General features: G+C 39.3%; 14 protein-coding genes and 1 riboswitch. Of the genes, 11 read left to right on the top strand and 3 right to left on the bottom strand.

Annotation, left to right across the window (positions count from 1 at the left end; genetic code table 11):
- Positions 1-91 precede the first annotated feature (91 nt).
- Positions 92-1,096 (top strand): sugar ABC transporter substrate-binding protein, encoded by a 1,005-nt coding sequence (locus tag ACTCNA_RS08575; protein WP_462947491.1) that lies wholly within the window; start codon positions 92-94, stop codon positions 1,094-1,096.
- A 724-nt stretch (positions 1,097-1,820) separates the two neighbouring features.
- On the opposite strand, the gene ACTCNA_RS08580 is transcribed toward ACTCNA_RS08575, so the two are convergent.
- Both ACTCNA_RS08580 and ACTCNA_RS08585 read right to left on the bottom strand, forming a co-directional pair.
- The gene (locus tag ACTCNA_RS08580) at positions 1,821-2,474 is read right to left on the bottom strand and encodes a hypothetical protein (protein WP_462947492.1); all 654 of its coding nucleotides are present in this window, start codon (positions 2,472-2,474) and stop codon (positions 1,821-1,823) included.
- A 182-nt stretch (positions 2,475-2,656) separates the two neighbouring features.
- On the bottom strand, positions 2,657-2,854 hold the full coding sequence (locus tag ACTCNA_RS08585) for a hypothetical protein (protein WP_462947493.1): 198 nt from the start codon (positions 2,852-2,854) through the stop codon (positions 2,657-2,659).
- 35 nt (positions 2,855-2,889) lie between these two features.
- Between ACTCNA_RS08585 and ruvX the strand changes: the two genes are divergently transcribed.
- The 5 genes from ruvX (at position 2,890) to ACTCNA_RS08610 (ending at position 8,971) form a co-directional block, all read left to right on the top strand.
- Entirely contained in the window at positions 2,890-3,312 is a 423-nt protein-coding gene (gene ruvX / locus ACTCNA_RS08590) for a Holliday junction resolvase RuvX (RefSeq protein WP_462947494.1), read from the top strand.
- 89 nt (positions 3,313-3,401) lie between these two features.
- A complete protein-coding gene (def, locus tag ACTCNA_RS08595; protein ID WP_462947495.1) occupies positions 3,402-3,959 on the top strand; it encodes a peptide deformylase in 558 nt (185 codons plus the stop codon).
- Between the two features lie 60 nt (positions 3,960-4,019).
- A complete protein-coding gene (locus ACTCNA_RS08600) occupies positions 4,020-6,047 on the top strand; it encodes a ComEC/Rec2 family competence protein (RefSeq protein ID WP_462947496.1) in 2,028 nt (675 codons plus the stop codon).
- A 120-nt stretch (positions 6,048-6,167) separates the two neighbouring features.
- Positions 6,168-7,502 (top strand): Trk system potassium transporter TrkA, encoded by a 1,335-nt coding sequence (trkA, locus tag ACTCNA_RS08605; RefSeq protein WP_462947497.1) that lies wholly within the window; start codon positions 6,168-6,170, stop codon positions 7,500-7,502.
- A gap of 23 nt (positions 7,503-7,525) precedes the next feature.
- Positions 7,526-8,971, top strand: coding sequence for a TrkH family potassium uptake protein (locus ACTCNA_RS08610; RefSeq protein WP_462947498.1), 1,446 nt, complete (start codon positions 7,526-7,528; stop codon positions 8,969-8,971).
- Between the two features lie 2 nt (positions 8,972-8,973).
- On the opposite strand, the gene ACTCNA_RS08615 is transcribed toward ACTCNA_RS08610, so the two are convergent.
- Positions 8,974-9,588, bottom strand: a complete 615-nt coding sequence (locus tag ACTCNA_RS08615; RefSeq protein WP_462947499.1) for an L-threonylcarbamoyladenylate synthase — start codon at positions 9,586-9,588, stop codon at positions 8,974-8,976.
- A gap of 72 nt (positions 9,589-9,660) precedes the next feature.
- Here ACTCNA_RS08615 and mnmC2 point away from each other — a divergent pair, with 72 nt between their 5' ends.
- The 5 genes from mnmC2 to ACTCNA_RS08640 all read left to right on the top strand — a co-directional run bounded on the left by mnmC2 (position 9,661) and on the right by ACTCNA_RS08640 (position 13,068).
- Positions 9,661-10,338, top strand: coding sequence for a tRNA (5-methylaminomethyl-2-thiouridine)(34)-methyltransferase MnmC2 (gene mnmC2 / locus ACTCNA_RS08620; protein WP_462947500.1), 678 nt, complete (start codon positions 9,661-9,663; stop codon positions 10,336-10,338).
- A 52-nt stretch (positions 10,339-10,390) separates the two neighbouring features.
- A complete protein-coding gene (locus ACTCNA_RS08625) occupies positions 10,391-11,002 on the top strand; it encodes an FKBP-type peptidyl-prolyl cis-trans isomerase (RefSeq protein ID WP_462947501.1) in 612 nt (203 codons plus the stop codon).
- A gap of 13 nt (positions 11,003-11,015) precedes the next feature.
- Positions 11,016-11,771, top strand: a complete 756-nt coding sequence (locus ACTCNA_RS08630) for an FKBP-type peptidyl-prolyl cis-trans isomerase (RefSeq protein WP_462947502.1) — start codon at positions 11,016-11,018, stop codon at positions 11,769-11,771.
- A 67-nt stretch (positions 11,772-11,838) separates the two neighbouring features.
- A complete protein-coding gene (locus ACTCNA_RS08635) occupies positions 11,839-12,213 on the top strand; it encodes a DUF3127 domain-containing protein (RefSeq protein ID WP_462947503.1) in 375 nt (124 codons plus the stop codon).
- A gap of 96 nt (positions 12,214-12,309) precedes the next feature.
- The gene (locus ACTCNA_RS08640; RefSeq protein ID WP_462947504.1) at positions 12,310-13,068 is read left to right on the top strand and encodes an SGNH/GDSL hydrolase family protein; all 759 of its coding nucleotides are present in this window, start codon (positions 12,310-12,312) and stop codon (positions 13,066-13,068) included.
- A 65-nt stretch (positions 13,069-13,133) separates the two neighbouring features.
- Positions 13,134-13,312, top strand: a riboswitch (cobalamin riboswitch).
- Positions 13,313-13,342: the final 30 nt, after the last annotated feature.

Consider the following 13,342-nt stretch of genomic DNA (forward strand, 5'->3'; position numbering starts at 1 on the left):
TGTATAACAATATTTTAATATTTCTTTTGTTTAACCCTTTTGGCCGGTAACTCGTAAATGGTATAAATTGAAATTCAAAAAAACCATTGTTATGAATAATTCGGTTCGGCTTTTAATCCTGATGGTATTTACCATTTTTATACTCAGCGGATGCACAAAAGATGATGACACAGTAAAGGTTGGATTCCTAATTCATGCCCTCGATAAAGAGCGGTGGGAAAACGACCGGGACTACTTTATTGAAAAAGTACAGGAGTTGGGAGGAACTGTTGAAGTTCGTATTGCAGATAATGATGCAGAAAAACAACTTGCTCAGGCAAACGAGCTCCTTGCCAACGGAATAGATGTTTTGGTGGTTGTACCAGTTGACCAGTTTGCAGCGGCTGAAATTGTTCAAAATGCACATGAGAAAAATGTGAGTGTAATTTCGTATGACCGATTGATAAAAAATTGCCGGCTCGATTATTATGTGTCAACCGACAATGTTGAAATTGGCAGATTGCAGGCGGAGTACTTAACAACAATGAGGCCTACCGGGAAATATGCCCTTATTGGCGGTGCAATTACCGATAATAACAGTCAGTTTTTGTACCTGGGCCAGATGAATGTTTTGCAACCGCTGGTTGAAAAAGGAGATATTGAGATCATCTATAATGAATTTACCGAGGCCTGGGAAGAAGAAGAAGGCTACAACCATGCGAAAAAATTGTTGCAAACTACCGAAGATATTGATGCTATTATTGCCGGGAACGACGCAATAGCTTATGGAGTTACACGTGCTTTGACAGAAGCGGGAATAGAGGGGGAAGTTTTGGTTGCCGGAATGGACGCTGACTTGAGAAATTTACAGCAAATTGTGGCTGGCCATCAAACATGTACGGTTTATAAACCATACGAAAAACTGGCTGCTACTGCTGCCGAACTTGCTATGACACTTGGCAGAGATGAAGAATGTGAACGCACGTTCCAAACAGTTAGCAATGGACAACGCCTTGTCCCGGCAGTGTTGCACGAAGCAATGATGGTTAATAAAGATAACCTGAAACTGACCGTTATTTCTGAAGGTTATCAAACAGAAGAAGAAATCTACAAATAATCTTCAGATTTGATATTAATTCTGAAGTTGTTTGTTTTAATACTAAAGTAATTTTTTCGTTCTCTGTTCTTGCTAAACAACTCAATTATTTTATGTGCTTTATTTTTGATTAGTCTTCCAAAACCCAATGGCAATGAGAATATAAAAAATGACATAAAATATATTGAAAATAAAAATTGTTTGTATTAAAAATTCAACAGAATTTTCTAATAAAATATTATACAGAATATAAAAGAAGAAATTGGAGGTGTAATAGATTAATATGCCCGAATTAATCCATACTGCCGGTTCATTCGCTAATTTTTTGATATTTGCCTCGGCCATAATCCTGGCAAAAAGCAGTATTGAAAAACCAATCAGAATTAAAGCGCCGATGGCCCCCGAATAGGATGGAAAAGAATAAAAGCTTTGAATCAGTAATGAATTTATAGCTGAGAATATTATAAAAACGTTTGTTATTGCTAAAATAATTTTTTCGTTAATAAATCCCTTAAGCCGATTTGAATAAAAAAGTCCTGCCAGTAAAAAACTAACAGGAATATAAATGTGCCCAATAGGCATAGTATTATCAATTAAATTGAGCCAGCGATGTAATAACCTTGTTAAAAGTTCACTAAAACTTCCAAATGCTACGAAGTAAAAAATATATTTTGTTCCTCGCTGAAATTTCCGGAAGGAAAAAATTCCAATAACAAGAGGAAGAAAAATAAAAAACCACTGGTATTTATTCAGTATCTCCATCAGAATTGAAAATACTTGATGTGTCACAAATTGGCGGGCATAAATCACTGAAATTGAAAACAGTAGCAATATCATCTGTGCTTCGCTCATCTTTGATATCAGAATAAATCATGGTATGCATGGTTTTCGATATTCCAAATCCTATTTGAGCTTCTTCTTTACCCTGAACTTCAAAAATGTCGAGCAATTCATATTTAGTCATCAGGAAAGCATTCGGGTAAATGTATTTTCTGAAAACAGCCAGTTCATTATCGCTGTCAAGTTCTCCCATCCTCCATTTTCTGTAACGACGAATGTTATCAAGTACTTCTTTTGATTTTGAGTGGTCCTGATTTACTCTTTCAAGCTTAAAAACCGGATTTTCATAATCTCTGTAAACATCACCACTGCCCAGCAGGAATGCGGAAACAGCATAGGCACACAGCACATATTTCCCGTCCTTTTGTTCGGGTTCGAGCCCAAGATAAATTCTAACTCTGTTATTGTTTTCACCAGTGAGTTTCAGGTAGGTTTCTTTTTGAAAAATTACAGGAGGAACAATTAAGTTGAAAGTTAATTTTTTTTCTTCCTCCAAATTCAATTTCCAGACTTTGGCTTCGGTGGGAGGTATTTGGTCTCTTTTTAAATTAGAACTCATTAGCTGTATTGTTTGGTTTTTTAAAAGTAATGAAAAAAGTTATTCTTCGGTTAATATATTTCAAATTTTAATTGAACCTTTCGCGCAATTTAACAAAGCTAAAATACTCATTTCATTTTTGGCAGGAAACAAAAATAAGCTGCCCTGTGACAGCTTTTTATAATTTAACAAACAGTAGAAACTTAATCAAAATAACGGAAATCGTCCCGGTACCAGTAACCATCGTTATAATAATTGTAATTAGCGTAATAATTTTTGTTCAATCTGTAAACTTTGCGTTTATTTCCCGGATTTGCACGTACCCTGGCTTTTTTGGTGTTTGCTCTCGCTGAAGTGCTTCTTCTTACAGAGCTACTGTTAAAAAGTTTTATTATTTGCATAATTCTCTCTAATTTTGCGCACTGAAAAAGAATACATGGGAAGAATTTTAGCAATTGACTACGGGAAAAAACGAGTTGGACTGGCTGTTACCGATCCGTCTCAAATAATCGCCAATAAACTAACCACGGTGGCAACCGCCGAACTGTGGGATTTTTTGCAGAATTATTTCAGCAAAGAAAATGTTGACGAAGTGATAATTGGTTATCCACGTCAATTGAACAACCAACCTTCTGAAGCTGTTACTTACATCAATCCTTTCATAAAAAAATTTAAGCGGGAATATCCTGAAATGAACCTCGAATTGATGGATGAAAGGTTTACATCCAAAATGGCTTTTCAAACAATGATTGATGGAGGTGTAAGCAAAAAAGGAAGGAGAAACAAAGCAATGGTAGATGCTATTAGCGCTACCATAATTTTACAGAATTACATGGAGCAAAAAAGGAATTCCTTTTAAATAGTAACAAAAAAATAAAACCGGCCCGCCTGACCAGCTTAGTCGGGCAGGTTCCATATCATACTTTGAAAATTAACAATTTTATTCAGATGAAATATCCGGTTACAGTATATGGCGACCCTTTACTCAGGAAAAAAGCAAAGCCAATTGAAAAGAAAACAGAAGAGCTTGAAGAAATAATTGAAAATATGTGGGAAACCATGTATTATTCTGATGGAGTTGGGCTTGCCGCTCCACAGGTAGGTAAATCAATTCGCATGTTTTTGGTTGATGCTTCGGCAGGAGCCGACGAAGAACCGGAACTGAAAGATTTTAAAAAAGTATTTATCAATCCTGAAATTATTGAAACGGCGGGCGAAGAATGGATAATGAACGAAGGTTGCTTAAGCCTTCCGGAAATAAGGGAAGACGTAAAAAGACCCGATGTGGTGAGAATTAAATATTTGGATGAAAATTTTGAACCTCACGAACAAGAATTTAGCGGCTTTGCCGGCAGGGTAATTCAGCATGAATACGATCACTTAGAAGGAGTACTGTTTATTGATTATTTATCACCGTTGCGAAAACGGCTTTTAAAAAGCAAACTGCGTAATATTGCGATTGGAAAAGTTACCCCTCATTACCGGATAAATGTTCCTGTCCGGTAAAATAATTTGAACTTTTTCAATTTTTTTCGTAATTTAACTTCCCTTACAACACCACAAAAATTGGAAAGAACAATTCAGAAAATACCCTTTTTACGAATTGCGGTTGCTTTTGCAGTTGGAATAGTTGCTCATTCTTATGTAAACATCGGATTCACTTTTGTTTTTCTGATTTCGTTGCTGGCATTCCTGGCAATTGTTTTGGGCCAGAAATTTTATAGCTACCGCATTGCTCCTTATTGGGGAGTAACGGTACATTTGGTATTTGTAATTTTGGGAGTTCTCGTGGCAATACAGTACAACCAAAAACCAACAATGCCTGCTGAAGGTATTTTTATAGCCACAATTTTTGAAATTCCTCAGGAAAAACCCAACTCGTACCAAACGGTTTTACATGTTGAAGAAGTTGAAGTGAATGATTCAGTTTTTCAAACTGATGAAAAAATAATGACCTGGTTTGAAAAAGGCGAAAACGCGAAGCAGTTAATTCCAGGCGAGCAAATCATTTTCAAGGGAAAACCGCAAGTGGTTTCCAACAATAATAATCCTTTTGAGTTTGATTATAAACAATATCTGGCAAGAAAGAGGATTTACAGGCAACTTTACCTGCCAGCTGAAAATTGGCAGAAAGTAAACAGTGAATCGTCATTTTCTTTACCGGTTTTTGCCGAACGCATTCGCATGCAACTCCTTCAAATTTATAAAGAGCAGGAGTTGGGCGAAAATGAGCTTCAAATTTTATCGGCACTTACTTTGGGCTACAAACGCGGCCTCGACCCTGAAACCAAAAGAGTTTTTGCATCTGCCGGAGCCATGCATGTTCTGGCTGTTTCGGGCTTGCATGTGGGCATTGTATTTTTGGTTTTGAATTTATTGTTGGGCTTTTTACGCCGGCAAAAAGCTGGCCGGATAATATTTGTATTATTGGTTATTTGCGTTTTGTGGTTTTTTGCTTTTCTTACAGGACTATCACCTTCGGTTACCCGGGCGGCAACAATGTTCTCGTTTGTTGTAATTGGAACCAACATTCGGCGCCAGGTTAACATTTACAACTCGCTGGCTGCCTCAGCTTTTTTGCTGTTGCTTTTTAACCCTAATAATTTGTTCGAGGTAGGATTCCAACTCTCATACGCTGCAGTTTTTGGTATTGTTTTTTTGCAACCCCGGCTCGAAAAGCTCGTCTCGTTCAAATATAAAATCATCCGGTACGCGTGGGCGCTTCTAACCGTTTCGGTAGCTGCCCAAATTGCAACGTTCCCTTTGGCGGTGTACTATTTCAATCAGTTTCCAACCTATTTCTGGATTTCAAATTTATTTGTGATCCCTGCAGTAACCCTGTTAATTCCATTGGGAATAGCCATTTTGGTGTTGCATGGAATACCGGTTATCTCTCTGGTTATTTCTGAAACAATAAATTTAGTTATTGGGGTGGTTTACAGCTTGCTTCGGTTTATCGAAAATTTACCTTCCTCAATTATTGAATTCACTTTTTTGCCTCTTGAACTGGTATTTGTTACCGGGTTTCTTTTGTCTGCTTTTGTGTTTATTGAAACAAAACGAAAGTTGTTTTTTAAGCTGGCCCTTGTTAATGTTGTTCTGGTATTGTTTTCGGTGTTTATTTTCAAAATCAATAATTTATCACGCAACGAATTAATTGTTTATAATCAGCCGGATAATACGATTATTCACCTGCTTTCAGGCCCAAAAAATTATGTGATTTCTGAAAAAGAACTTGAAGAGAATGGATTTTCTATGGGTATGATCAAAAATCTGGTTTACAGAAATCGGCTTCGTTCTCCGGTCTTTTTAACACAACATCAAATTTTTGAAGATGAACACCTCATGCTGAAAGACAATTTTATCTGTTTCGGAGGGCGGGTTTTCCAGATTGCTGCAACTAATAACGAAAAATTACCTCGTGAACTAACACCTGATATTGTAATTGGTCCAGTAACCAGGCCGGCTGTTAATCAAAAAATACCATACAATTCATTATTGGTTTCCACCGCCCGGTTTTTTCCCCCGGAGAAATTCGAAAGCTTTAAGGTTTATTCTGTCAGGAAAAACGGTGCTTACAGGGAAAAGTGGTAAATTTGCACCGGTTCATACATTAAATGAATTTTTTTTGTACTGAAAAAACAGAAAGATTACTGGTAGTTCATTTTGTATTCTTTTAATTTGTACCCTAATTTGAAATAAAGAAAGGCTAAAATGAAAGTTGTAATTGCTGGTGCCGGAGAAGTTGGAAATCATTTGGCTCGAATGCTGAGCAGTGAAGAACATGATATTGTTTTAATGGACGATTCGGTGGAAAAGCTTTCCATTGTTAGCAACGATGTTGATTTAATGACCGTTACCGGTTCGGCACATTCTTTTCATGATCTGAAAAACACCGGAATTGAAAAAGCAGACCTTTTTATTGCAGTAACTCCGTTTGAAGAAAGGAACGTCCTGGCCTGTTCAATGGCTTCATATCTTGGCGTCGGGCGCACAATCGCACGCATTAACAATTCGGAATACCTTATGGGCAGGTACCGTTCGAAGCTAAATAACCTGGGAATCAATGAACTGATTTATCCCGAGAGTCTGGCTGCCAAAGAAATTGTGGCTTCGGTAAAACAAACCGGCACCCGGCAGTTAATTGAATTTTCAAATGGCAAATTATTGTTGCTGGGAGTTAAAGTCAGGCAGGATGCGCCAATTTTAAACAAAACATTCGAGGAGCTCGCACAGGAAAATGAACATATTTTGGTGGTAGCTATTAATCGCGAAAATGAAACCATTATACCAAGTGGAACCGATTTTATAAAAGACGGCGATATTGTATTCTTTATAACTACCCGCGATGAACAGAAACGGATTTTTGACCTGACGGCCAAAAAAACATTCGAGGTAAAAAATATACTATTTCTCGGCGGTAGCCGCATTGCTCAAAAAGCCATCGAAAAACTGGGCGACCAGTACAGGATTAAAGTGGTAGAAGAAAACCACGAAAAGAGCCAGCAGGTTGCTGAAAAATATGCCAATGCTTTGGTAATAAATGGCGATTGTAGAGACCTGAAACTCCTTAAAGATGAAGGCCTTGAAAAAATGGATGCAGTGGTAGCCACCACCGGGAATTCAGAAACAAATATTTTGAGCTGCCACCTTGCCAAATCCCTCGGCGTTCGGCGTACGATTGCCGAAGTTGAAAACCTGGCTTTTATGGGGCTTGCCGAAAACATGAACATCGGAAGCATTGTAAATAAAAAACTGATTGCAGCCAGCTATATTTATCGTTTTACGCTTAATGCAGCTATTTCGAAAGTAAAATGCCTGACAGCTTCCGATGCCGAAGTTTTTGAATTTATTGCCAAACCTGGCGCGAGAATCACTCAGAAACTGGTGAAAGACCTTGGTTTCCCCGAGGAAGCAAAAATTGGAGGTATCATCAGGGGAGATGATGCTTTTATTGTGCATGGCGATTCGCAGGTTAAAGAAGCCGATAAAGTAGTTGTTTTTACACTTCCTTCAGGTATTAAAAAATTGGAGAAATTTTTTAAGTAAATTCACCGGAAAGTCTAAACTAAATGAACTTTAAAATCATTTTTCGGTTGCTTGGTTTTTTGCTTCTAGTGGAAGGGATTGCTATGGCGCTGGCCTTTATTGTTGCTCTTATTTATGGCGGGTACGACCAAACAGCATTTTTAATTTCTTCCGGAATAGCCATTGCCCTCGGAACAATAATTGGCTTTTTAACCCGTAAAGCCAATAAGGATATTGGCAAAAAAGAAGGCTACATCATAGTTTCATCGGTGTGGATAGTATTTTCTTTTTTTGGAAGTTTGCCTTATATTATCAGTGGCGCCATTCCCAATTTTACCAACGCTTTTTTCGAAACAATATCGGGTTTTACAACCACCGGTTCATCAATTTTGGCTGATATTGAAGCGCTGCCCCACGGAATTTTATTTTGGAGAAGTATTACCCAGTGGTTGGGTGGTATGGGTATTATCGTTTTGTCGCTGGCCATTTTACCGGTTTTCGGAATTGGCGGTATGCAGCTTTTTATGGCCGAAGTTCCCGGTCCAACCCCCGATAAAATTAGTCCGAGAATAAGACAAACAGCCAAAACTTTGTGGGTGATTTACTTAGGATTTACCGTTAGCGAGATGCTGCTGCTATGGCTGGGCGGAATGTCAATTTTCGATGCAGTCTGTCATTCATTTACTACGATGGCTACAGGAGGTTTTTCAACAAAACAGGCAAGTATTGCATACTGGTCGTCTCCTTTTATTCACTATGTTATTATAATTTTCATGTTTTTTGCCGGAACCAATTTTACCCTTTCGTACATGGCAATTAACGGAAAGTTTAAGCATGTTTTTAAAGATGAAGAGTTTAAATATTACGGCTTATTTGTACTGGGATTTACGCTTGTAATTTTTATCGGGTTGCTTGTTTCTGCCCAAACAGGTGTAGAAGAATCCTTCCGGAATTCACTTTTTCAGGTTGTTTCTATTATTACAACCACCGGTTTTGCAACTGCCGATTATTTAACCTGGACACCCATTCTTATTTTTATCATTTTCGGATTGTTCTTTTTTGGAGGTTCGGCAGGCTCAACAGGTGGAGGCATGAAAATTATGCGTATTGTTCTGCTGCTGAAAAACAGTTATTACGAATTGCGAAGAATAGTACATCCGCAGGCAATTATCCCGGTGAAATTTAATAACCACTCAGTAGATGCAAAAATAATTACTAACGTGCTGGCTTTCTTTATGTTTTACTTTGTGATTTTTGGTGCCAGCACGGTAATCTTTACAATTATTGAGCCCGATATCGAGTCGGCGATGGGAGCTGTTGCCACAAGCCTGGGCAACATTGGTCCCGGATTAGGAAACGTTGGGCCTGCAGAGAATTTTCTTCATGTAAAACCAGTTGGTAAATGGTTCTTGTCGTTTTTAATGCTGCTGGGCCGTTTGGAGCTGTTTACTGTCTTGGTGCTGTTTTTTCCTTCTTTCTGGAAAGAATAACATTAAAATTCGAGCTTCCCTTTTCCTTCACGTACAATTTTAATTTCATCTGAGGTGCAGTCAACTATTGTGGATGGTGTCAATTCACCGGGGCCGCCATCAATTACAAGGTCAGCAAAATCTTTGTATTTTTCATAGATCAATTCCGGATCGGTGGTATATTCCCGTATCTCATCTTCATCGCGAATAGAAGTGGAAAGAATGGGGTTTCCCAGTTCAAAAATAATGTCACGGATAATATTGTTGTCGGGAATGCGAATGCCCACGGTTTTTTTCTTCCCTTTAAAATATTTGGGTACGTTGTTGTTGGCTTCAAGTATAAATGTAAACGGCCCCGGCAGGTTTTTTTTGATGAGTTTAAAAACCGAATTGGAAATGGGGCGCGAATAATCCGACAAGTGACTTAAATCGCTGCAAATGAATGAGAAGTTTGATTTTTCAATTTTAAGTCCTTTAAAACGGGCCACTTTTTCAACGGCCTTAGAGTTGGTTATGTCGCAGCCCAATCCGTAAACCGTATCGGTTGGATAAATAATAATTCCACCATCGCGTAAAACTTCTGTAACTTTACGAACTTCGCGCGGATTCGGATTTTCATTAAAGAGCCGTATTAACATAGCGAATTTAAATTTTGCCCGGTAAAAATATAATTTTAGATTTATTTCCGGAACTTTTACTAATGTTTAGTAATGCAATACCAAATTAAAAAAACTGCCGATGGCTCATCAACAATCTACCTTCCTGGTATGGATGAGCAATATCACTCGTTAAATGGTGCATTTACCGAGTCGGAACATGTATTTATAAAAATGGGATATTTGCATCATTCTGCCAGCGAGCCGGTTGTTTTCGAGGTGGGGTTTGGAACCGGGCTAAACTGTTTACTTACAGCGGTTTTGGCTCAAAAACTTAAACGGTGTACCCTGTATTACACAGTTGAAAAATATCCTGTTGAAAAGGAGTGGATTGAAAAGCTTGGTTATGGTGCGCTCATTTCAGCAGAAGCTGACGAACTGTACAGAAAGATTCATGCCTGCAAATGGGAAGAGAGGGTACAAATTTCTGAATATTTCCATCTTGTTAAAATACAAAAGGATATAACAAAGGATAAACCGGAAATTGAACAACCGGCTAACGTCGTTTTTTTTGATGCATTTGGTCCCGACAAACAGCCCGAAATGTGGATGCCTCAAATATTTGAACGCTTGAATAAAATAATGGCACCCCAGGGAGTTTTTGTTACCTACAGTGCAAAGGGGCAGGTTAGGAGAGACCTGTCAGCTGCAGGTTTCAGCATGGAACGATTGCCCGGACCGCCCGGGAAAAAAGAAATGCTCCGCGGAATAAAAGTGGACTCAGGCCTTTAATTGCCAAAAAATTGAATTATCTTCGTCCACTCGAACCGAGAAAAATAGTAAAATGACAGAAAAGAAATTAACAGGAGAACTCGATCGGTTTAGTTATGCGTTGGGTATGAGTGTTGCCTCCAATCTGATTCGATCGGGCGTAAAAAAAATCAATCCTGATTTATTCCTGCAGGCTATAAACGATACATTTACAGGCGAAATGCCAAAAATGATGCCTGAAGAAGCAAACAAAATTTTAGAAGAATTTATGCAGAAAGCCAACCAGGGAGAGGCCAAAAATAACCTGGAAGAAGGGCTGAAATTTCTGGCTGAAAATAAGTCGGAAACTGGTGTTAACGAACTGCCCAGCGGATTGCAGTATAAAATTCTGGAAGAAGGAGATGGTGAACTACCGTCAACTGACAGCGAGGTAAAATGCCATTACCACGGCACATTGATTGACGGCACTGTTTTCGACAGTTCTGTTGAACGCGGCGAACCGGCTGTGTTTCCTGTAAATGCAGTTATTCCCGGTTGGGTAGAAGCATTGCAGATGATGCCCGAAGGCTCAAAATGGCGCCTTTTTGTGCCACCTGAACTGGCTTACGGAGAGCAGGGAGCAGGCGGTGTAATTGGCCCCAATTCAACCCTGGTTTTCGATGTTGAATTATTAGAAATCGTTTAAATATAATTTAGTTATGAGGAACAGTATTATTTATTTATCAGCAGTTGTGTTGGTAATTGTTGGCATGAGTTGCCAGCAAAATGACGGAATCGGTGAGGTAAAACTCGAGACACAAGCCGATTCAGCAGGTTATGCAATTGGAATTTTGGTTGGAAATAACAATAAAGAACAAGTGGGGAACGCTCCCGGCGGCAGCGAGTTAAACATGGAAGCTATGGTTTCCGGTTTTGCACAGGCTGCACTCGATCAGGAGTTGCAAATGACCCCCGAAGAAGCCGATAAGATTGTAAGAGAATTTTTTACAGCTGCCGGCGAAAGACAAGGACAGGCAAATCTTGAAGAGGGAAATGCTTTTCTCGAAAAAAATAAAGCCAGGGAGGGAATTAGTGTGACTGAAAGCGGTCTGCAATACGAAGTGCTGAAAGAAGGTGACGGGCCAAAACCTTCGGCTACCGACAAGGTACGGGTACACTACCACGGTACACTTATCGACGGTACGGTTTTCGACAGTTCAGTTGAACGTGGCGAACCGGCAGTATTTGGTGTAAACCAGGTAATTCCCGGATGGACAGAAGCACTGCAGCTGATGCCGGTAGGTTCAAAATGGAAAATTTATATTCCTTCCGATTTAGCCTATGGCGAACGCGGAGCAGGTAATGATATCGGTCCGAACACTACACTTATTTTTGAGGTTGAACTGCTAGAAATACTGGACAAAGAGCAAGTACAGCAACAGCGTCAGCAGCAGCAAATGCAACAGCAGAAGTAAAACATTTTTTTATAAAATACCCTTTGCAAGTTTTCCTGCAAAGGGTTTCTTTTTTTATTTTTGCCGAATGAGTTTACAGGTTACCGGAAAAATACAACAGATATTGAAACCCGAATCGGGGGTTAGCCGTGCAGGCAAAGAGTGGCAAAAACAAGAGTTCGTGGTTGAAACAAATGACCAGTTTCCACGGAAAGTTTGCTTTACCCTTTTTAACGATAAATCTTCGTTGCTTAATGGCTTTTCAGTTGGCGATGAAGTAGATGTTTCTTTTAACCTCGAATCGAGGGAGTTTAACGGCAAATGGTATCACAACATCAATGCCTGGAAATTAGACAAAAAACAGGGTGGGGAAAGTTTGCCCGAACCTCCGCCTGAATTCAGGCCTGAAGATATTCCACCAGAACCAGATGATGATTCAGACTCCAGTGATTTGCCTTTTTAATGGTTGATTATTGTTCAGCTAAAATTCAATTGAATTGTTTGTGGGTTAAATGTACTTTTATTCTTACTTTTGTTCTTACAAACAAAAACAATTCAAATGAACCTTTCTAGAAGAAAATTTTTTGCCCAATCAGCTGCAGGAGCTGCAGCCCTGGCAAGTATTCCCTCAATAGTTAGTGCAAGTATAGCCCCTGCAAAAAGCAGTGACAAATATTCAATGTTCAGCAAAGCTGATACAGTGCTTTTTCAGGGCGATTCCATTACCGATGCCGGAAGAGAAAAAGTAAAAGAACTGCCCAATAATCCGGCTTCTTTTGGCTCGGGCTATGCCTTTTTGGCTGCATCAGCGTTATTGAATGCGTTACCGGAAAAAAGCCTTACAATTTATAACCGCGGAATCAGCGGAAACAAAGTTTATCAGCTGGCCGAACGCTGGAAAAAAGATTGCCTGGAGCTGAACCCAGACGTTTTAAGTATTTTAATAGGAGTGAACGATTACTGGCACAAACGAAACGGCCATTACGACGGTACGGTTGAAATTTATGAAAATGATTACCGCGAATTACTGAAACGAACTAAAGATAATTTACCCAACGTAGAACTTGTTATTTGCGAACCTTATTACGTGCTCAATACATCTGCTGTTGATGAAACCTGGGTAGCGCCCATGAAAAAATATCAGGCTGCTGCCAAAAGACTGGCTGATGAATTCAACACCATTTGGGTTCCTTTCCAAAAGGTTTTCGACGAAGCGGTAAAACACGCACCTGCAACCTACTGGACCGGCGACGGGGTTCATCCTGCTATGCCCGGGGCCCAGCTTATGGCCGAAGCATGGTTGCGAGCCGTGGAATAAATTCATATTAAGTTTTCACCCGGAAAATACCTGGTGTCAGGAATTTATACCACGAATATTAATTTTGTGATAAAAAGAAAAATGGTGAATTAAAAAGGGAATCCGGTGCAAAACCGGAGCTGTACCCGCAGCTGTAAATTTTCAAAACTGGCAGCATTTTTTGCCACTGTCCCGATTTATCGGGACGGGAAGGCGCTGCCAAAAGAAAATAAGCCAGAAGACCTGCCATTTTTTATAATGCTTTCGGGAATAAAAGCGACGGTTTAAACACCTG

The sequence above is a fragment of the Tangfeifania sp. genome, from assembly GCF_055108615.1.